At 72.1% G+C, this 18,038-nt stretch carries 20 protein-coding genes; 8 read left to right on the top strand and 12 right to left on the bottom strand.

Annotation, left to right across the window (positions count from 1 at the left end; genetic code table 11):
• The first annotated feature begins 217 nt into the window (after window positions 1-217).
• The 3 genes from ACFYYF_RS09435 to lnt all read left to right on the top strand — a co-directional run bounded on the left by ACFYYF_RS09435 (window position 218) and on the right by lnt (window position 2,849).
• Entirely contained in the window at window positions 218-715 is a 498-nt protein-coding gene (locus ACFYYF_RS09435; RefSeq protein ID WP_388773090.1) for a nuclear transport factor 2 family protein, read from the top strand.
• Window positions 670-1,134: a hypothetical protein gene (locus tag ACFYYF_RS09430; RefSeq protein WP_388773088.1), complete on the top strand. Its 465-nt coding sequence runs from the start codon at window positions 670-672 to the stop codon at window positions 1,132-1,134. Before ACFYYF_RS09435 ends, ACFYYF_RS09430 begins: the two co-directional genes overlap by 46 nt.
• A 128-nt stretch (window positions 1,135-1,262) precedes the next feature.
• The gene (lnt, locus tag ACFYYF_RS09425; protein WP_388773085.1) at window positions 1,263-2,849 is read left to right on the top strand and encodes an apolipoprotein N-acyltransferase; all 1,587 of its coding nucleotides are present in this window, start codon (window positions 1,263-1,265) and stop codon (window positions 2,847-2,849) included.
• Here lnt and ACFYYF_RS09420 read toward each other — a convergent pair.
• A complete protein-coding gene (locus ACFYYF_RS09420) occupies window positions 2,767-3,678 on the bottom strand; it encodes a Gfo/Idh/MocA family protein (protein ID WP_388773083.1) in 912 nt (303 codons plus the stop codon). The two genes, lnt and ACFYYF_RS09420, sit on opposite strands and share 83 nt — an antisense overlap.
• A 243-nt stretch (window positions 3,679-3,921) precedes the next feature.
• Between ACFYYF_RS09420 and ACFYYF_RS09415 the strand changes: the two genes are divergently transcribed.
• Window positions 3,922-4,383, top strand: a complete 462-nt coding sequence (locus ACFYYF_RS09415; protein ID WP_388773081.1) for a hypothetical protein — start codon at window positions 3,922-3,924, stop codon at window positions 4,381-4,383.
• A 26-nt stretch (window positions 4,384-4,409) separates the two neighbouring features.
• Here the strand turns inward: ACFYYF_RS09415 and ACFYYF_RS09410 are convergent, their stop codons facing one another.
• The 7 genes from ACFYYF_RS09410 to ACFYYF_RS09380 all read right to left on the bottom strand — a co-directional run bounded on the left by ACFYYF_RS09410 (window position 4,410) and on the right by ACFYYF_RS09380 (window position 10,723).
• Window positions 4,410-4,967 (bottom strand): hypothetical protein, encoded by a 558-nt coding sequence (locus ACFYYF_RS09410; protein ID WP_388773079.1) that lies wholly within the window; start codon window positions 4,965-4,967, stop codon window positions 4,410-4,412.
• A 121-nt stretch (window positions 4,968-5,088) separates the two neighbouring features.
• Window positions 5,089-5,772, bottom strand: coding sequence for a uracil-DNA glycosylase (locus tag ACFYYF_RS09405; RefSeq protein WP_361694314.1), 684 nt, complete (start codon window positions 5,770-5,772; stop codon window positions 5,089-5,091).
• Between the two features lie 70 nt (window positions 5,773-5,842).
• Complete coding sequence (locus ACFYYF_RS09400; RefSeq protein WP_388773076.1) at window positions 5,843-7,423, bottom strand: ABC transporter substrate-binding protein; 1,581 nt, start codon at window positions 7,421-7,423, stop codon at window positions 5,843-5,845.
• A gap of 395 nt (window positions 7,424-7,818) precedes the next feature.
• Complete coding sequence (locus ACFYYF_RS09395) at window positions 7,819-8,580, bottom strand: SDR family oxidoreductase (protein ID WP_365495146.1); 762 nt, start codon at window positions 8,578-8,580, stop codon at window positions 7,819-7,821.
• A gap of 17 nt (window positions 8,581-8,597) precedes the next feature.
• Window positions 8,598-9,359, bottom strand: coding sequence for a 3-oxoacyl-ACP reductase FabG (gene fabG / locus ACFYYF_RS09390; RefSeq protein WP_388773074.1), 762 nt, complete (start codon window positions 9,357-9,359; stop codon window positions 8,598-8,600).
• Window positions 9,360-9,560: 201 nt separating this feature from the next.
• Window positions 9,561-9,944, bottom strand: a complete 384-nt coding sequence (locus tag ACFYYF_RS09385) for a DUF3037 domain-containing protein (RefSeq protein WP_388773071.1) — start codon at window positions 9,942-9,944, stop codon at window positions 9,561-9,563.
• The gene (locus tag ACFYYF_RS09380) at window positions 9,941-10,723 is read right to left on the bottom strand and encodes a HipA family kinase (RefSeq protein ID WP_361694812.1); all 783 of its coding nucleotides are present in this window, start codon (window positions 10,721-10,723) and stop codon (window positions 9,941-9,943) included. The genes ACFYYF_RS09385 and ACFYYF_RS09380 overlap by 4 nt, the downstream gene beginning before the upstream one ends.
• A gap of 219 nt (window positions 10,724-10,942) precedes the next feature.
• Between ACFYYF_RS09380 and ACFYYF_RS09375 the strand changes: the two genes are divergently transcribed.
• Window positions 10,943-11,380 carry a Rieske (2Fe-2S) protein gene (locus ACFYYF_RS09375; RefSeq protein WP_365495137.1) on the top strand — a complete coding sequence of 146 codons (438 nt, stop codon included), beginning with the start codon at window positions 10,943-10,945 and terminating at the stop codon, window positions 11,378-11,380.
• 9 nt (window positions 11,381-11,389) lie between these two features.
• Here ACFYYF_RS09375 and ACFYYF_RS09370 read toward each other — a convergent pair whose 3' ends face one another.
• A complete protein-coding gene (locus ACFYYF_RS09370) occupies window positions 11,390-12,028 on the bottom strand; it encodes a cysteine hydrolase (protein ID WP_388773067.1) in 639 nt (212 codons plus the stop codon).
• A gap of 133 nt (window positions 12,029-12,161) precedes the next feature.
• Between ACFYYF_RS09370 and ACFYYF_RS09365 the strand changes: the two genes are divergently transcribed.
• Complete coding sequence (locus ACFYYF_RS09365; protein WP_361694818.1) at window positions 12,162-12,629, top strand: pyridoxamine 5'-phosphate oxidase family protein; 468 nt, start codon at window positions 12,162-12,164, stop codon at window positions 12,627-12,629.
• Between the two features lie 171 nt (window positions 12,630-12,800).
• Here the strand turns inward: ACFYYF_RS09365 and ACFYYF_RS09360 are convergent, their stop codons facing one another.
• A complete protein-coding gene (locus ACFYYF_RS09360; RefSeq protein ID WP_361694820.1) occupies window positions 12,801-13,703 on the bottom strand; it encodes a LysR family transcriptional regulator in 903 nt (300 codons plus the stop codon).
• Between the two features lie 75 nt (window positions 13,704-13,778).
• Here ACFYYF_RS09360 and ACFYYF_RS09355 point away from each other — a divergent pair, with 75 nt between their 5' ends.
• A complete protein-coding gene (locus tag ACFYYF_RS09355) occupies window positions 13,779-14,714 on the top strand; it encodes a DMT family transporter (RefSeq protein WP_388773065.1) in 936 nt (311 codons plus the stop codon).
• A 103-nt stretch (window positions 14,715-14,817) separates the two neighbouring features.
• Here the strand turns inward: ACFYYF_RS09355 and ACFYYF_RS09350 are convergent, their stop codons facing one another.
• On the bottom strand, window positions 14,818-16,149 hold the full coding sequence (locus tag ACFYYF_RS09350; RefSeq protein ID WP_388773063.1) for an aminotransferase class I/II-fold pyridoxal phosphate-dependent enzyme: 1,332 nt from the start codon (window positions 16,147-16,149) through the stop codon (window positions 14,818-14,820).
• Between the two features lie 23 nt (window positions 16,150-16,172).
• Here ACFYYF_RS09350 and ACFYYF_RS09345 point away from each other — a divergent pair, with 23 nt between their 5' ends.
• A complete protein-coding gene (locus ACFYYF_RS09345) occupies window positions 16,173-16,877 on the top strand; it encodes a pyridoxamine 5'-phosphate oxidase family protein (protein WP_388773060.1) in 705 nt (234 codons plus the stop codon).
• Between the two features lie 161 nt (window positions 16,878-17,038).
• On the opposite strand, the gene ACFYYF_RS09340 is transcribed toward ACFYYF_RS09345, so the two are convergent.
• Window positions 17,039-18,037, bottom strand: coding sequence for a DMT family transporter (locus tag ACFYYF_RS09340; protein ID WP_388773057.1), 999 nt, complete (start codon window positions 18,035-18,037; stop codon window positions 17,039-17,041).
• Between the last annotated feature and the right edge of the window lies 1 nt (window position 18,038).

Genomic DNA, 18,038 nt, shown 5'->3' with positions numbered 1-18,038 from the left:
CACCGTCGCCGGGATCACGCGCGACGACCACAAGCGGCAACCACGCGCAGCCACCACGCAGGGCAACCGCACGCGGCGATCACGCGCGATGGATCTTGGATCACCCACGATCGCAGATCCGCTTCGGCCCCGGCACGGCGGTCCCCGACCCTGCCGGACCCCGAATATCCCCGCCCGGCCCCTTGGCGTGGCGGGCCCGGTGGCCAACACTGAGCCGATGACGCAGCGTGTGGAGCTCGCGACCGTGCTGGACCGGTTCTCCGTGGACGAGATCGTCACCGCGTACGCGGTGGCCGTGGACGACGGCGACTGGGAGGGATACCGGGGGCTGTTCGCACCGAAGGGCCGCGCCGACTACCGCTCGGCCGGGGGTATCGAGGGCGACGCCACCGAGGTCGCCGCATGGCTCGCGCAGAGCCTCGACCTGTTCGCGATGCGCCAGCATCTGATCGTCAACCGGCGGGTGCTGTTCGGTGTCCTGGACCAGGACACCGGCGACACGGCCGAGGTGCGCGCGGACTACATCAATCCGATGCGGTTCGCGGGGCGGGACGGCGACTCCACCGGCGACTCCACCGCGCCCGACTTCGTGTGCGGCGGACGGTACGCCTTCAGCCTGCTGCGCACCGGTGACGGCTGGCGGCTGAGCGGGGTGATCGTCGAGGAGAAGTGGCGCCGGATGCCGCAGCCCCGGCCGGCACCCGCCACCACCTGAACCGCGGACGCCCACAACCTGAACCGCGAACGCCTGCCCCCGACCCCGTCCTCGCCCCCGACCTCGTCCCTCTCCTCGTCCTCGTCCCCGTCCTCGCCCTCACCCTCGCCCCCGCCCCCGCCCCCGACCCCGTCCTCGTCCTCGCCCTCGTCCTCGTCCCCGTCCCCGTCCCCGTCCCCGACCCCGTCCTTGCCCCCGCCCTCGTCCCCGTCCCCGACCCCGTCCTCGCCCTCACCCTCGCCCCCGTCCTCGCCCTCGTCCCCGCCCCCGCCCCCGCCCCCGCCCTCGTCCTCGTCCTCGTCCTCACCCTCGCTCCCGTCCCCGTCCCCGTCCCTAGTCGGGCCGTGCCACCGCCCTCCGTACACCACGAGCCCTCCCCGTCCTGCTACTCGCGGGCCCTCCGCGCCCGGCGGCCCTGAGGTCGACCCGACTCCGGGGTCGCGGGAGCGCCCACCCCGCCGCGCGCCCCCTGCCGATCACCACGCCCCCTGTCGTAGATCGCCCCCGGCGCGCACACTGGAGACACCCCGGGGCAGGGAGGCGGAGGATGGACAGGCCCGACCGTGCGTTCGGCCCATGGCTGGTCTCCCCCTGGCGGCGCGGTGTCGTCGCGGCGCTGGCGGGCGCGCTGCCGATGCTGTCGTTCCCCGCCCTGTCGTGGTGGTGGTTCGCGTACGTGGCCCTGGTGCCCTGGATCCTGCTGGCGCGCTCGGCCCCGACGGCACGGCGTGCCGCTTACGACGGCTGGCTCGGCGGGTTCGGTTTCATGCTGGCCGTGCACCACTGGCTGCTGCCGAGCCTGCATGTCTTCACGGTGGTCATAGCGGCGCTGCTCGGCGCGCTGTGGGCTCCCTGGGGCTGGCTCGTCCGGCGGTTCCTGGCCGGGCTGCCGTCACCGGGCCGGGTCGGTGCCGCCCTGCTCGTCCTTCCCTCGGGGTGGCTGATGGTCGAACTCGCCCGGTCCTGGCAGGGCCTGGGCGGTCCCTGGGGTCTGCTCGGTTCGAGTCAGTGGCAGGTGGAGCCGGCCCTGAGGCTGGCCTCGGTCGGCGGGGTGTGGCTGCTCAGCTTCCTGGTGGTGGCGGTCAACATCGCGTTCGCCGTACTGGTCTCGGTGCGCGAGTCCCGTATGCCCGCCGTGGCGGGACTGGTCGCGACGGCGGCCGCGACCTCGGCGGCCTGGGTCTGGTCGCCGCGCCCGGACGTCGACGGCCACGTGCGGATCGCGGTCGTGCAGCCCGGTGTCGTGGACGGGAGCACGAGTGGCGACAGGCGCTTCGCACGCGAGGAGGCGCTGACCCGTGAACTCGCGGGCCGGGGCGCCGACCTGGTCGTCTGGGGTGAGAGCAGCGTCGGCTTCGACCTGGCCGACCGGCCCGATCTGGCGCTCCGCGTCGCGGCGTTGTCCCGCGAGGTCGGCGCCGACATCCTGGTGAACGTCGACGCGCGCCGCTCGGACCGGCCGGGCATCTACAAGAGCTCGGTCCTGGTGGGGCCGCACGGTCCGACCGGCGACCGCTACGACAAGATGCGACTGGTCCCGTTCGGCGAGTACGTGCCCGCGCGGTCCCTGCTCGGCTGGGCCACCTCCGTCGGCAAGGCCGCGGGCGAGGACCGGATGCGGGGCACCGAACAGGTGGTGATGAACGTCGGGCACGGGCTGCGCGTCGGCCCCATGATCTGCTTCGAGTCGGCGTTCCCCGACATGAGCCGCCATCTCGTCCAGGAAGGCGCCGAGGTGCTGGTGGCCCAGTCCTCGACGTCGTCGTTCCAGCGGAGCTGGGCGCCCGAGCAGCACGCCTCGCTGGCCGCGCTGCGGGCTGCGGAGACCGGCCGGACCATGGTCCACGCGACGCTCACCGGCGTCTCCGCCGTCTACGGCCCGGACGGCGGACGCGTCGGCTCCTGGCTCGGCACGGACACGAGCGGCGCGACGGTCTACGACGTGCCGCTGGCCCGGGGCGTCACTCCGTACGTCCGGTTCGGCGACTGGCCGGTGCACGGCGCGCTCCTGATCATCGCCGCGCTGTGCGTGGCGGAGGGTGCCCGCGCGTTCAGGCCCCGGCGGACTGTTCGCGAACCGCTCGGACCACCCGCTCGCACAACTCGTGAGTCGCCAGCGCGTCCCGGGCGCTGAGCACCTTTCCCGTGCGCACGGCGTCGAGGAACGCGAGGACCACCTGCTCGATGCCGCGCTGGCGGGCCACCGGCACCCAGTCGCCGCGCCGGCGCACGGTCGGCTGGCCCTTGTGGTCGATCACCTCGGCGAGATTGACCACCTGCCGCTTGGTGTCCTGGCCGGAGACCTCGAGGATCTCCTCGCTCGAACCGCTCAGCCGGTTCATCACACCCAGCGCCGTGAATCCGTCCCCGGCGAGCTGGAGGACGACATGGTGCAGCAGCCCCTCCTCGGTCCGGGCCCGCACCGTCACGTCGTCGACCGGACCCGGCACCAGGAAGCGCAGGGTGTCGACGACGTGGATGAAGTCGTCGAGAACCATGGTGCGCGGCTCCTCGGGCAGCCCCGTGCGGTTCTTCTGCATCAGGATCAGCTCGCGGGGGTGTTCGAGGCACTGTGCGTACGCGGGTGCGTGACGCCGGTTGAATCCGACCGCGAGGCTGAGATTCCGCTCCTCCGCGAGCCGCACCAGCCGCTCCGACTCGTCCAGCTCGTACGCGAGCGGCTTGTCGACGTACGTCGGTACGCCCGCCTCCAGCAGCCGGGTGACGATCTCGGGGTGGGCCACGGTGGGCGCGTGCACGAACGCCGCGTCGAGATCCTGGGCCAGCAGTGTCTCCAGGTCACTGTGGCGCCGGTCCGGCGGCAGATGAAGGCTGTCGGCGACCCGGTCGAGCGTGGCGGGCGTCCGCGTCTGCAGATGCAGTTCGATCCCGGGCTGCACGCCGAGCACCGGCAGATACGCCTTCTGCGCGATGTCGCCGAGTCCGATGCAGCCGACCTTCACGGGGGTCTCCTTCACTCGCCGACGCGGGTTCCGTCGGAAGCATACGGCCGCGGCGTCCCCGGGCGGCCGGGCACCCTGGGCGGCGGCCGGCCCGGCGCGCGCGTTTCGCGGCGGCGTGCTGCGCGGCAGCCTGTCAGCCCGCCGATGCCCGTGCCCTCCGGAGGAGCGGAAGGATCACCCGTGTGGGGCATCCCGCGCCTCTCCGCTCCCTGGAAGCCGTCCGGAACCAGCAGAGTTGCGCGGGTGCATCGAACGACGACGACCGCGACGCTCCTGGTCGCCGTGGTGGTCACCACCCTCTCCGGGTGTGTGACCGTCCAGCGGCCGGCCGCTTCCGGAACTCCCGCCGCCCCGGCGCGGCACACCGCTCCTCATACGGACAGCAAGGAGGGGCCCCGGATCGTGCAGGCACCGGCGCGGGAGGCGCTGGAGCGCGTCGGCCCGTCGCCGGAGTCCTCACCCGACACGGGGGCCCGGCATCGGGTGGCTCCCCCGCCACGGCCCGTGGCACCACCGGCCCCTCCGCGGCACGCCCGCCCGGCCCCGCGCCCGGAGCCGCCGCACCCCAGGCACCGTACGGCCGTCCGGCCCGGCGCCCCCGCCGTGCCGAAGCGTCCGGACGTGTGCGCGCTCGGCAGGAAGTACGGGGGCTGGACGGCGGACAGCCCGGAGGCGGTCCTCTGCGCGAGGACGTACGGGAGCTGACAGCGCCCGCGGCATCGGTTCGGAGCTCAGGGGCGCTGTCTCGGCGGGCCCAGGGTCTCTCCGCCGGGTCCGTCGAAGCGGTCGGAGACCCCCGCCTCCGCCGCGGTGTCGCTGTCCCGGAGCCTCAGCTCCAGGCGGCCGATCGCCGCGCGGACGCCGTCCCCGTACCGGTCGTCCGCGAGGGCGCCGGCCGCGCCGCGGGCCCGGCGCAGATGGGTGCGGGCGGCCTCGGAGCGGCCGAGCTTGGCGTAGTCGGCGGCGAGGTTCAGATGCAGCGAGGGGTAGAACGCGCGGACGGCGAGCGACCGGTGCGGTTCGCCGACGCGGCCGTCGCTCAGTTCCTCGGCCGCGGCGAGAGCCCGCAGGTCCCAGGCGAGTTCGTCGGCCGGGTCGTCCTGGGTGTCGGCCATGTAGTGCGCCAGGGTGCAGCGGTGCAGTGCGTCGCCGCCGTCCCCGATCTCGCCCCACAGGTCCAGGAAGCGGCCCCGGGCCTCCTCACGGTCCCCGGCGTGGTGCAGCATGACGGCCTGTCCGATCCGGGTCATCATGGCGTCCGGCGCCGCCTGCTCCTGTTGCTCCGCCACCGCGTCCTCCAGGCTCGTCAGTGTCCCTGACGAAGCTAACCGGAGCCGGTGGCAATCGCGCTCAGGCGCCCCCGTGGGCCGCTGGGCCAGGCCGGTGACGGCCCGGCCGGCGGCCCGCACGTCAGCCGAGGTCGGGGATGGTCCAGTCGATCGGCTCGTGGCCCTGGGCGGCCACGGCCTCGTTGATCTGGGTGAACGGGTGCGAGCCGAAGAACTTCTTGGCGGACAGCGGTGACGGGTGCGCCCCCTTCACCACCACGTGCCGCTCCTCGTCGATCAGCGGGAGCTTCTTCTGCGCGTAGTTGCCCCACAGGACGAAGACGGCCGGGTCGGGGCGGTCGGCCACCGCGCGGATCACCGCGTCGGTGAACTTCTCCCAGCCCTTGCCCTTGTGCGAGTTCGCCTCGCCCGAGCGGACGGTGAGCACCGCGTTGAGCAGCAGCACACCCTGCTCGGCCCACGGCATCAGATAGCCGTTGTCCGGGACCGGGGTGCCCAGCTCCTCCTTCATCTCCTTGTAGATGTTCCGCAGCGAGGGCGGCGTCTTGACTCCGGGACGGACCGAGAAGCACAGGCCGTGGCCCTGGCCCTCGCCGTGATACGGGTCCTGGCCGAGGATCAGCACCTTCACCCGGTCGTACGGGGTGGCGTCGAGCGCGGCGAAGACCTCCTCCCGGGGCGGGTAGACGGGACCCTTCGCACGCTCCTCCTCGACGAACTCGGTGAGTTCCTTGAAGTAGGGCTGCTGAAGCTCGTCGCCCAGGACGCCGCGCCAGGACTCGGGCAACATGGCGATATCGGTCACGTCAACTTCCTTCGATGTGCGGTGACTTCCAGACCAAGAACCTACCGTCGCCCACTGACAATCGGTTCCGCTACCAACTCGTCTTGCGGTCCAGCTCCCACATCATCATGATCGTCGAGGGGTCCAGGGCCCGCTCTCCGCCCGAGATCTCCTCGTTCGCGGCCACATACTGCCTGCCCTGCCACAGGGGCAGCAGCCGGGCGTCGTCGACGAGGATCCGCTGGGCCTCCTCGAACTGCTTGGCCACCGCCCCGCGATCGCGCACGCCCCGCGACTCGGGCAGCAGGACGTCGGTGATCCGCGGGGTCGGATAGGGCGTCCCGAGGGCGTTCCGCTCCCCGACGAAGGGCGCGATGAAGTTGTCGGCGTCCGGGAAGTCGGGGAACCAGCCGCGGCCGAACACGGGGTACTCGCCGCTGCGGTAGCCCGCTTCGTACGTCTTCCAGGGCCGGCTCCTGAGCGTGACGGTGAACAGGCCGGAGTGGTCGAGCTGGCGCTTGAGCTCCTGGAACTCGGGGCCGGTCTCGGAGCCGTAGCGGTCGGTCGTGTACCAGAGGGTGAGCGGGACGCGTTCGTCGATGCCGGCGTCGTGCAGGATCTTGCGGGCCTTGGACGGGCTGGGGCTGCCGTACTGGTCGAAGTAGCCGGTGGTGTGCCCGGCCAGTCCCGCGGGGACCATCGAGTAGAGCGGGTCGACGGTGTCCTGGTAGACGTTGTGGATGATGGCCGACCGGTCGACGATCTGGGCGACGGCGTGGCGGACGGCGGGCTTCCCGGCCCACGGGTCCCTGGGGTTGAAGACCAGGTAGCTGATCTCGGTGCCCGCCCCGTCGACGAGCTGGATGCCCTTCCGGTCGCCCTGCCCCTGGAGGTCGACGATGTCGGAGGCGGCGAGGCCGCGGTAGGTGACATCGATCTTCTTGTCCTTCAGGGCCCCGACCAACTGGGCGGAGTCCTGGAAGTAACGGATCGTCACCGCGTCGTTCCGGCGCTCGGCGAAGCCCTCGTAGAGGTCGTTCCTGACGAGTTCGGCCCGCTTGTCCTCCGTGTAGGAGCGCAGGGTGTAGGGGCCGGAGCCGAGGACCTTGTCGCCCTCGCGCACGGCGTCGGCGGGGTACTCGCCGGGGTCGACGATCGACATCGCCGGCGTGGCCAGCACCAGCGGAAACGTGGCGTCCGGCTTGTTGAGCCGGAAGACGACCTCGTGCTCGCCGACCGCCTGCACCTGGTCGAGGCTGCCGAGCAGACCGGCCGGCCCGCCCTGCACACCGATCTTCCTGATCCGGTCGATGGAGTACTTGACGGCCGACGCGTCGAGCGGGTCGCCGTCGGAGAACTTCAGGTCCGGACGCAGTTCGCAGCGGTAGACCGAGTTGGTTTCATCCGTGAACCCGCAGCTCCGGGCGGCGTCGGGCTGCGGGGACGCCGAGCCGGTCGGATAGCTGAGCAGCGTCTGGTAGACGTTGCGGAACAGTTCCCACGACCCGTCCCAGGAGGCCGCCGGGTCCAGGGTGCTGGGGGCGCTGGTCGTGCCCACCACGATGGGCCCCTCCTCGGCCGGCGATCCCTCGGAGATCGCGCTGCACGCCGCCACCAGGGATATGGACGTGATCGCCGCCAGCTGTCGCAGGTATCGGTTCCGGTTGAACACGCACACGCTCCTGGATCTGCCATGCCAAGGGTCGGCAGACCATACCCCGACGCTCCGCCAGAACGACCACCTTTCCCTGACATGGCACTTGATCAGCATGTATGTGACTACGTTGTCAGCATGCTGTGAACGTGTCGACGCTCCGTCCTCCCAACTCCGCGCCGCCCGGACCGAACAGAGTGTTTGTCAACTTTCAACAAAAGACCGGTCGGGGGGGGGGGGGGGCGGGGGGGGGGGGCGCCCGCCGGGGGGGGGGGGGGGGCGGGCGGCGGGGGGGGGGGGCCCCCCCCGGGGGGGCCCCCACCCCCCGCACCCCCCCCCCCCGCCCCCCCCCCCCCCCCCCCCCCCCCCCCCCCCCCCCACCGGTCTTCGTGTCACTCGGCTCCGGCCTGGTGTCACTCGACTCCGGCGTTGAGGAACATCCCGCCGTCGACCACGAGCGTCTGACCGGTGACCCAGTCCGACTGCTGCGAGGTGAGGAAGGCGGCGGCGCCGCCGATGTCGGAGGGCACACCGAGCCGGCCGAGCGGGTAGGCCGCGGCGGCCTCCGCCTCGCGGCCTTCGTACAGTGCGGCCGCAAACTTCGTCTTCACCACGGCGGGCGCGATGGCGTTGACCCGGACCTTGGGCGCGAACTCGTGCGCGAGCTGCACGGTCAGGTTGATCATCGCGGCCTTGCTGATGCCGTACGCGCCGATGAACGGCGAGGGCGCGAGGCCGGCTACCGAGGCGATGTTGACGATCGCGCCGCCGTTCTCGCCCTGCCATGCCTTCCAGGTCTGCTGGGCGAAGCCGAGCGCGGAGACGACGTTGGTCTCGAAGACCTTCCGCGCCACATTGAGGTCCAGTTCGGCGATCGGCCCGAACACCGGGTTCGTACCGGCGTTGTTGACCAGGAAGTCGACGCGGCCGAACGCCTCCATGGTGCGCTCGACGGCGACGGCCTGGTGGGCCTCGTCGTGGGCCTTGCCGGCCACGGCGATGACACGGTCGGCGCCGAGCGTCTCGACGGCCTCCTTGAGGGCGTCCTCGTTGCGGCCCGTGATGCAGACCCGGTCGCCGCGGGCGATCAGTGCCTCCGCGACGCCGTAGCCGATGCCGCGGCTCGCGCCCGTGATGAGCGCGACCTTGCCCGAGAGTTCGGGGAGCGTGGTCATATGCGTTTTCCCCGTTTCTAGTTGAGCGGTCCGCCGGCCACGTACAGCACCTGGCCCGAGACGAATCCGGCGGCCTCGCCGGTGAAGAAGGCGATGCTGTTGGCGATGTCGTCCGGGTTGCCGACGCGCTGCACGGGGATCTGGGTCGCGGCGGCGGCCTGGAAGTCGTCGAAGTCCATTCCGAGGCGGGCGGCGGTGGCGGCGGTCATGTCGGTGACGATGAAGCCGGGCGCCACGGCGTTCGCGGTGACGCCGAACTTGCCGAGCTCGATGGCCAGGGTCTTGGTGAGGCCCTGGAGACCGGCCTTGGCGGTGGAGTAGTTGGCCTGGCCGCGGTTGCCCAGGGCCGAGGAGGACGACAGGTTGACGATGCGGCCGAACTTGGCCTCGACCATGTACTTCTGGACGGCCTTCGCCATCAGGAAGGCACCGCGCAGGTGCACGTTCATGACGGTGTCCCAGTCGGACGCGCTCATCTTGAACAGCAGGTTGTCACGGAGGACACCCGCGTTGTTCACGAGGATGGTCGGCGCGCCGAGCTCCTCGGCGATCCGCGCGACGGCGGCCTCCACCTGGGCCTCGTCGGAGACGTCGCAGCCGACCGCGAGAGCCTTCCCGCCGGCGGCCGTGATCTTCTCGACGGTGTCCTTGCACGCGGCCTCGTCGAGGTCGATCACCGCGACGGCGCGGCCCTCCGCGGCCAGTCGTACGGCGGTCGCGGCACCGATGCCGCGCGCGGCACCGGTGACTACGGCGACGCGCTGCTCAGTGGTGGACATTGCTGGTTCTCCTCGCCCTTGGAAAAGCCGGCCCAAGCCCGGCCAAGCTGTCTCGACAACCTTGCGGAGTCTTCGAGGTCCCGCAGGACCCGCGGCTCACGGTACGCCCATCCGGTGAGCGACCGCTTAGTACCTTCAGCAGACGTGACGCTAGAAGCCCTGGCACCCGGTGTCAACGGCGCACCGCGCGCATGTGATCCATTACCTGACCAGGAGCTGGAGCAACCGCTCGGTCTCGGCCGCGGGATCGGCGGTCAGCCCGGTGTGTACGGGACCCGGCTGGACCACCGTCGAACGCGGCGCGATCAGCCAGCGAAAACGCCGCCCGGCATCGTCGTGTGCGGCTTGACCGGCGGCTTCTCCTCCGGCGCAGACTCCCTCGACGGCGCGCAGCGCGGCCCGTACGCCCCGTACGTCCGCTTCGGGGTCGAGCGCGAACAGCTTGCTCTCGTCCAGATGGGTCCGCGCCGCGACGAAGGAGTGGGCGCGGCAGTACACCAGCACACCCGCGTTGAAGCACTCGCCGCGCTCGACCCGCGGCACCACCCGCAGCAGCGCGTACTCGAAGACGTCCCGCTCGTTCACTTGTCCCCCTCGGTGCCGTCGCGGCCGTCGATGCCCTTGATCCGCTCGTGGATGACGGCGGCGCGGGCCAGCAGCGGCCGTGCGTAGGCGCGCCGCAGCGCGTCGACCGTGTCGAAGCCCGGTTCGCCGGCCAGCCACGCGTCCGGGATCTCCGCCGTGACCTCGGCGAGCAGGTCCTCGGTGACCAGCGGGGCCAGTTCGGCGGCGGCCGAGGCGATGTCGGGGCCGAAGGGGGCGAGTGCGTGGTCGGAGATGTCGTACGGCTTGGCGGCGGAGGTCTCGGCTCCGGGCCAGTGGTGGTGCCAGATCATCGTGGCGCCGTGGTCGATGAGCCACAGATCGCCGTGCCACATCAGCAGGTTGGGGTTGCGCCAGGAGCGGTCGACGTTGTTGACGAGGGCGTCGAACCACACGATCCGGCCGGCTTCCTCGGCGCTCACCTCGAAGGCGAGGGAGTCGAAGCCGATGGCGCGCGGGAGGAATTCCATCCCGAGGTTCGGGCCGCCGCTCGACTTCAGCAGGTCCTGGACCTCCTGGTCCGGTTCGCCGAGCCCGAGGACCGGGTCGAGGCCGATGGTCACCAGACCGGGCACCCGCAGGCCGAGACGGCGGGCGAGTTCACCGCAGACGACCTCCGCGACGAGCGTCTTGCGCCCCTGTCCGGCGCCGGTGAACTTCATGACGTACGTCCCGAGGTCGTCGGCCTCGACGAGTCCCGGCAGCGAGCCGCCCTCGCGCAACGGCGTGATGTAGCGGGAGGCGTTCACTTCCTTGAGCATCGCCCCAGGTTACTGGGGTGGTCCCGCCCGGGAGACACGACCCGGTGATGGGGAGGGGCGCGGCGCCCGGCGTCCGTGTCCAGGGGGTCGTGCCGCTGCACACCGGGCTGTCGGCATGCTGTGGATCAGGTCAAGAAGTCGCCATTGCCTGAACAGCGCGCGCTGGTGGACCGTACCTCCCGACAGATACAGATCATGTCCGCTGAAGGGAAAGCCAGCATGACCAGCGAATCGCTTCACTCCGCACAGGCACCCGCCCGGCGCACCGTCGTGGCGGCGGTCGGCGCGGCAGGGCTCGCCGTCGCGCTGACCGCGTGCGGTGCGGACGACAAGGCTTCCGACTCCGTGGGCTCGGGCGACGGCGCGGCGGGCACGGAACTCGCCAAGACCGGCGACATCCCGGAGGGCGGCGGCAAGGTCTTCGCCGACCAGGGGGTCGTGGTGACCCAGCCGACGGCGGGCACGTACAAGGCCTTCTCGTCCAAGTGCACCCACCAGGGCTGTGCCGTCAAGGGCATCGCGAACGGCGTCATCACCTGCCCGTGTCACGGCAGCGAGTTCTCCGCCACCGACGGCAGCGTGAAGAAGGGGCCCGCGACGACGGGCCTGGCCGCCGCGAACATCACCGTCGAAGGGGACGCCATCAAGCTCGCCTGACCGCCGGCGTCAGGTCCGTCGGCGCGCGAAGCAGGCGAGCACGTCGTCGGTGGTCGTGATGGTGGCGACCAGCGCGAGCGTGTTCCGGACGATGGCGGGGGTGTACTCGGAGGGCACCCCCGCTATGGCGTCCGCCGGGACGACGACGGTGTAGCCGCGGTTCACGGCGTCGAACACGGCGTTGGGAATGGCGATGTTGGCCGAGACTCCCGTCACGACGAGGGTGCGGCAGCCCAGGTTGCGCAGCAGCGGGTCGACATCGGTGCCCGAGATCGGCGACAGACCGTGCAGCCGCCGTACGACGAGGTCCTGCTCGGCGACCTCGACGGGCGGCGCGACCCGCACCGCCGTCGTCCCGGTCGTCTGCCGTACGGGCAGTCGCTCCGCCGCCCGGAACAGCCGGGCGTTGTGGTTGGCGCCGCGGCCGTCCGGGCGGCGCTCGGCGACCGCGTGGATCACCTGCACTCCGCTCTCGTGCGCGGCGGCCACCAGCCGGGCGATCCGGTCGAGCGCTCCGGACGACCGCGCCTCCTGGGCGAGTTCGGGCAGCGCGCTGTCCGGGCCCACGACGCCCTGTTGGCACTCCACGGTGAGCAGTACCGTGCCGGCGGGGTCGAGGAGTTCGCTGAGGTGCTCGAACGACGGCATGGCTCTCCTTGTCGTCGCGGATCGGGACGGCGGAGCGTAACGACCATTGCGCGAGGACGGAAGACGATTCATGATTTCCTGACGGAACGTCAGAAATCAAACACACGCGATACATGGAACACGAGGGGACCTTATGACCGTCACTCAGCGCAGGGGCCGGAAGATCATGATGACCCCCGGTGAACTGGACGAGTTCCTCACCACCCAGCGCACCTGCCGCGTGGCCTCCGTGTCGAAGGACGGGGTTCCGCACGTGAGCGCCCTGTGGTTCGCCTGGGACGGCACGTCGCTGTGGCTGTACTCGGTGGTGCGCAGCAAGCGCTGGGTGCAGCTGCGCAACGACCCGCGGGTCGCGGTGGTGATCGACTCCGGCGAGGAGTACGGAGAGCTGCGGGGCGTCGAGCTGTCCGGCACGGTGGAGTTCGTCGGCGAGTTCCCGCGCACCGGGGAGCTGTGCGCCGAACTCGACGTCCCGGAGACCCTGTTCGCCCGCAAGAACTTCGGCCTGGAGGAGATGCCGCACGACGGCCGGCACGCCTGGATGCGGCTGACACCGTCCGCGATCGCCTCGTGGGACTTCCGCAAGCTCCCCCCGATGTAGCCGGAGCCGAACCGGTCCCTCCAGTACAGGCAGAGCCGAACGGCTCCCTCCGGTACAGGCGGAGCCAAGCCGCTCCCTCCGGTACAGGCGGAGCCGAACCGCTCCCACCGACGCGGCGGGAGCGCGGTCGCTCCGTCGACGCGGGCGGGCCGAACCGCCCCTGATCTCCCGTTACTCGACGGCCGCTCCGGCCCTGCGCAAGGCGTCCACCGCCGCCCTGATCGAGGGCCGGCGGTCGGCGTCGGCCCGCCACACGACGTACACATGGCGGCGCACCCGCTCCCTGACCGGCACCATGACGACTCCCTCGGGCATCGGATGGCGTCCGAGGAGCGGGGCCACGCACACGCCGAGCCCCGCGGCGACGAGTCCGAGCTGGGTGTGGGTCTCCCCGGCGCGGTGTCCGATGCGCGGCTCGATGCCCTGGGAGCGCAGCGTGAACATCAGCCATTCATGACAGAACTCGCCCTCGGCCCAGGTGATCCACTCGTCGTCGGCGAAGTCCCCGAGGTCCACCTCCGCCCGGCCCGCGTGCCGGTGGCCGGCCGGCATCGCCACATCCGCGGGATCGTCGAGGATCGACGCCTTCACCAGCCCCTCGGGCAGGGGCATCGGCTTGTTGTACCAGTCGAGCACGACCGCGAGGTCCAGGTCCCCGCGCACCACCGCCGCGACCCCGGCCTCCGGCTCCAGCTCACTGGAGCGCACCCGCAGTCCCGGGTGCTCGGCGCGCAGCTCCGCGATCGCCGCCGGGAACAGTCCGCGCGCCGCGGTCGGGAACGCGGACAGCCTGAGCTCACCGGCCACCTGGCCGCGCTGCGCCTCCAGGTCGGACTGCGCGAGCTCGACCTGGGACAGGATGCGGGCCGCGTGCTCGGCGAGGAGCCGCCCGGCGTCGGTCAGCCGCACGCCCCGGCCGTTCTTGGCGAGCAGTTGCTGGCCGACCTCGCGCTCCAGCTTGGACATCTGCTGGGAGACGGCCGACGTGGTCACATGCAGCCCTTCGGCCGCGCCGCTCACCGAGCCGTGCCGGGCGAGGGCGTCCAGGGTGCGCAGTCTCTCCAGATTCAACATGTAAGCAATGCTACGAGATATTGCTTGAACTTTCTCGCTTGTGCTACGAGATCGTTCTGCCTCATTCTTGACCGCATGAGCACCGTCGCCTCCTCCCGCCCCGTCACGCCGAACGGCGTCGCACCTCGCCGCCGTACCGCCCTCGACTGGCGGATCCGCTTCGGCGTCCTGTCGCTGATCTGGGGTTTCAGCTTTCTGCTGATCAAGGTCGGCACGCACGGCTACGCGCCGTTCCAGGTCACCTTCGGCCGGCTGCTGTTCGGCAGCGCGGTGCTCGTGGCGGCGATGGCGGTGAAGCGGGAGCGGCTGCCGCGCGGCGCGCGGACGTGGGGGCACCTCGCGGTCGCGGCCTTCCTGCTGAACGCGCTGCCCTTCTCCCTCTTCGCCTACTCCGAGCTGACGATCCCGTCCACGCTCGCGGGCATCTGCAACGCGACGTCGCCGCTGTGGGGCATGGCCCTGTCCCTGGTCGCCCTCTCCGAGGACCGCCCGACCCGGCGCAGAGTGGCCGGCCTCGGCATCGGCTTCCTCGGCGTCCTGACGGTGCTCGGTGTCTGGCAGGGCTTCCACGGCCTGGACGCCATGGGTACGGCCATGGCCCTGCTGGCGTCGCTGAGCTATCCGGTCGGCTGGATCTACGTCCGCCGGACCCTGGCGGGCACCGGCCACTCCCATCTGTCGATGACCGGCGCCCAGCTGCTCCTGGCCACCGCCCAACTGGCCTTCGTCACCCCGCTGTTCACCACGTTCCCGAGCCGGGTCGCCTGGCTGCCGCTGCTCGCGATCGCGGCCCTCGGAGCACTCGGCACCGGACTGGCCATGCTCCTGCAGTACAGCATCGTCGCCGAGGTCGGCCCGACGACGGCCCAGATGGTCACGTACTTCATCCCCGTCATCGCCACCGCCGCGGGTGTCGCGATCCTCGGCGAGTCGCTGACCTGGTCGACACCGGTCGGCGCGGTGATCGTCCTCGCGGGCGCGGCCCTCACCCAGGCGAAGCCGCGCCGCTGAGAACGCGGCCCGCCCTGAGCCGCGGCACGACGCCGGGACGGCAGGGCGGCCCGGCCGCACGGCGGCACGGCGGCACGGCGGCACGGCGGCACGGCGGCACGGCTCAGACGTAACGGCGCGCGGGGGCCGGTCCCACGGCGGACGCGACGGCGTCCGCGAGCGGCCCGGCGTCCTCGGGCCGAAGCGTCGAGACGGTGATCCGGACACCGGGCGCCGAGTTCAGCCTGAAGCGGGCGCCGGGCGCGACCGCCCAGCCGCGGTGCAGCAACCGGGAGACGGCCCCCGTCTCGTCCGGGACGGCGATCCAGACGTTCATCCCGCTGCGTCCGCGCGCCTCGACACCGCGCTCCCGCAGCGCGTCGATCAGCATGTCGCGGCGCGCGCCGTACGCCGCCGCCACGGCCGCCACGTCGACCGCGCCGGACGTCCACAGGTGCACCACGGCCTTCTGGAGCAGGCGGCTCACCCAGCCGGGGCCGACCCGCTGCCGCCCGTGCACACGGTCGGCGGTGACGGAGTCCCCGGTGAGGACGGCGAGCCGCAGATCCGGCCCGTACGCCTTCGCGACGGAGCGCACGAAGGCCCAGTGGTGCGTGACCCCGGCCAGCGGATGCACGGGCAGGTCGACGATCTGATGGCCGTGGTCGTCCTCGATGAGCAAGGTCGCCGGATACTCACGGAGCACGGAGCGCAGGGCACGCGCGCGGGCGGCGGTGACCGCGGCGCCGGTGGGATTCTGCGCCCGGTCGGTGACGATCAGGGCCCGCGCCCCGGCCTCCAGCACCCGCCGTACGTCGGCGGGAAGCGGGCCCTCGTCGTCGACCCCGACCCCTGCCGTACGCAGCCCCAGCGCCGGAAGGAGGTCGAACAGGCTGCCCCAGCCGGGGTCCTCGACGGCCACGGTGTCGCCCGGCCTGAGGTGGACCATCAGGACGCGCTCGATCGCGTCGAGCGATCCGGAGGTGACGACGACGGGCCCCCCGGGCACTCCGTCCGCGTCGAGCCCGGCCCGGGCCAGACGCTTCAGCTCCGGCTCGACGGGATCCTGCCCGTACTGCACGGGATGCCGGTCCGACTCGTCGGCCGCCACCGCGAACGCCTCGGCGAGGGACGGCAGCAGGGCCGGATCGGGATTGCCCTCCCCCAGGTCCCGCACCCCCTCGGGCACCTCGACGCGCAGGTGTTCGCGCCCGGTGGTGGCCGGCTTCGGGCGCACCCGGCTGCCCCGACGGCCCGCGGTCTCGATGACCCCGCGCTCGCGCAGCGTGCGGTAGGCCGCCGCGACCGTGTTCGGGTTGACCCCGAGGTCCTCGGCCAGCTCACGCATGGGCGGCAGGAGCTGACCGGGCTCCAGGGCCCCCGCCCCGACCGCCCGCTCGACGTCGGCGGCGATCTCGGCTGCGCGACGCCCTACGATCCGATACTCTCCTAGCACAAAAGAGATTATGCACTAGTGCAATGGAGATGGCAATGTCGGAGACGAGCACCCAGCAGCCGGGGACGACGGCGTCCGCTGCCTACAACCCGACCGACCGCACTGTCCCCACCCGCTCCAGGGAACGCGCCTCGTACGACCGGGAACAGGTGCACGCGATACTCGACGAGGGGTACCTCTGCCATCTCGGGTTCGTCCGTGACGGCGCTCCCGTCGTCCTGCCCACGCTGTACGCGCGGGTGGGCGAGCGGCTCTACGTGCACGGATCGACGGGTTCGCGCCCCCTGCGCATGACGGGCGGCACCGATCCCGGGCTGGCCGTCTGCCTCACCGTGAGCCATGTCGACGGACTGGTGCTGGCCCGCTCGGCCTTCCACCACTCGATCAACTACCGCTCCGTGGTCGTGCACGGCATCGCCCACCAGGTGACGGACCCCGAGGAGAAGCGCCTGGCGCTTGACGCGCTGGTCGACCACGCCGTCCCCGGCCGCTCGGCCGACTCCCGTCCCGCCAACGCCAAGGAACTCGCCGCCACGGCCGTGATCAGCCTGGATCTCGACGAGGTGTCCGCCAAGCTGCGCACCGGCGGCCCGAGCGACGACCCCGAGGACCTGTCGCTTCCGCACTGGACCGGCGTGGTCCCGCTGGCCAAGGGGTACGGCGTCCCCGTCCCGGCGGACACCCTCGCACCGGGCATCGAACTGCCCGACTACCTGAAGGCCCTCTAGGCCCTCTCCAGGCCCTGTAGGCCCTGTAGGCCCGAGCAGGCCATGGCACGAGGCACGTCCGTCCGCCTCCGCCGGGCGCGGCCGCACGACGCGGGCGCCCGGCTTCCGGCCGGCCTCACCCCACGGGAGCGGTCACCGGGGAGGCGTCACACGGGGAGGCGTCACACGAGAAGCGGTTCCTCGGGCACCGCGAGCCGTTCGGCACTCGCGGTGCGCGCCTCCGCCACCGCGAGTCCGGTGACCGAGCCGAGCATCAGCAGGGTGCCGACGAGTGTCGCCGCCGTGAGCCGTTCGCCGAGCAGACCGACGGCCAGCACGGCGGCGCAGACCGGCTCCAGGAGCATGATCACGGACACGGCGGCGGAGCGGACGGCGGCGGCGCCGGCGAAGAAGAGCGCGTAGGCCAGCGCGGTGGGAACGGCGGCGATGTAGACGAGCAGTTCCAGGAGACGGACGGGCTGCGCGGTGTGCGGGATCAGCCCCTCGGCGAGCCCGAGCGGCAGCAGGCACACGGTGGTGACGGCGAACGTCCACACGGTCGTGGCCGCCCCGTCGACGCGGCCGTCACGCCCCCACCACCGCGTGAGCAGCGTCATCGCGGAGTAGCCGGCCGCGGAGAGCACGGCGAGCAGGACACCCCAGGGACGCACGGTGGCGTCCCCGCCGCCCAGCACCAGGACGCCGAGTCCGGTCAGCGCCCCGACGACGGCGGCGCTCCCGCCCCGGCCGAGCAGTTCCCCCAGGGCCAGCCGGGCGCCGAGCGCGATGAGGACGGGCCCCGCGCCCAGGGTGACGACGGTGGCCACCGCGAGGCCGGTCGCCTCGACGGCGGCGAAGTAGGCGGTCTGGAAGAGGGCCAGCCCGAGGCCGGTCAGACCGATCCGGAGCGCCGTGCGGCCCAGGGGCTCACGCCGGGCGGGACGCTCCCCCGGCCGCTCGGAGGCAGGGCGCGGACGAAGGCGCAGGCCGCCGCGCAGACGGACGGCGAGCAGCAGGGCGAGTCCGCCCGCGCAGCGCCAGAAGGAAAGGGCGACGGGCCCCATGTCACTGGCCCGGTAGACCAGTGACGCGGCGGCGCCCGCGGTGCCCCAGGCGGCACCGGCGACGATCAGATAGAGCAGGCCTCGCCCGACGGGCAGGCCGACAGCGGTGTTCGACACG

The sequence above is a fragment of the Streptomyces sp. NPDC001914 genome (genome assembly GCF_042891215.1).
Lineage (GTDB): Bacteria > Actinomycetota > Actinomycetes > Streptomycetales > Streptomycetaceae > Streptomyces.
This window is presented reverse-complemented; position numbering and strand designations above follow the sequence as displayed.

What these genes read in the sequence shown, in the direction of transcription:
- ACFYYF_RS09435 (WP_388773090.1), top strand. Translation starts at nt 218, where the DNA reads ATGACGCAGCGTGTGGAGCTCGCGACCGTGCTGGACCGGTTCTCCGTG.
- lnt (WP_388773085.1), top strand. Translation starts at nt 1,263, where the DNA reads ATGGACAGGCCCGACCGTGCGTTCGGCCCATGGCTGGTCTCCCCCTGG.
- ACFYYF_RS09395 (WP_365495146.1), bottom strand. Translation starts at nt 8,580, where the DNA reads ATGACCACGCTCCCCGAACTCTCGGGCAAGGTCGCGCTCATCACGGGC.
- fabG (WP_388773074.1), bottom strand. Translation starts at nt 9,359, where the DNA reads ATGTCCACCACTGAGCAGCGCGTCGCCGTAGTCACCGGTGCCGCGCGC.
- ACFYYF_RS09380 (WP_361694812.1), bottom strand. Translation starts at nt 10,723, where the DNA reads ATGCTCAAGGAAGTGAACGCCTCCCGCTACATCACGCCGTTGCGCGAG.
- ACFYYF_RS09375 (WP_365495137.1), top strand. Translation starts at nt 10,943, where the DNA reads ATGACCAGCGAATCGCTTCACTCCGCACAGGCACCCGCCCGGCGCACC.
- ACFYYF_RS09370 (WP_388773067.1), bottom strand. Translation starts at nt 12,028, where the DNA reads ATGCCGTCGTTCGAGCACCTCAGCGAACTCCTCGACCCCGCCGGCACG.
- ACFYYF_RS09365 (WP_361694818.1), top strand. Translation starts at nt 12,162, where the DNA reads ATGACCGTCACTCAGCGCAGGGGCCGGAAGATCATGATGACCCCCGGT.
- ACFYYF_RS09360 (WP_361694820.1), bottom strand. Translation starts at nt 13,703, where the DNA reads ATGTTGAATCTGGAGAGACTGCGCACCCTGGACGCCCTCGCCCGGCAC.
- ACFYYF_RS09355 (WP_388773065.1), top strand. Translation starts at nt 13,779, where the DNA reads ATGAGCACCGTCGCCTCCTCCCGCCCCGTCACGCCGAACGGCGTCGCA.
- ACFYYF_RS09345 (WP_388773060.1), top strand. Translation starts at nt 16,173, where the DNA reads ATGGAGATGGCAATGTCGGAGACGAGCACCCAGCAGCCGGGGACGACG.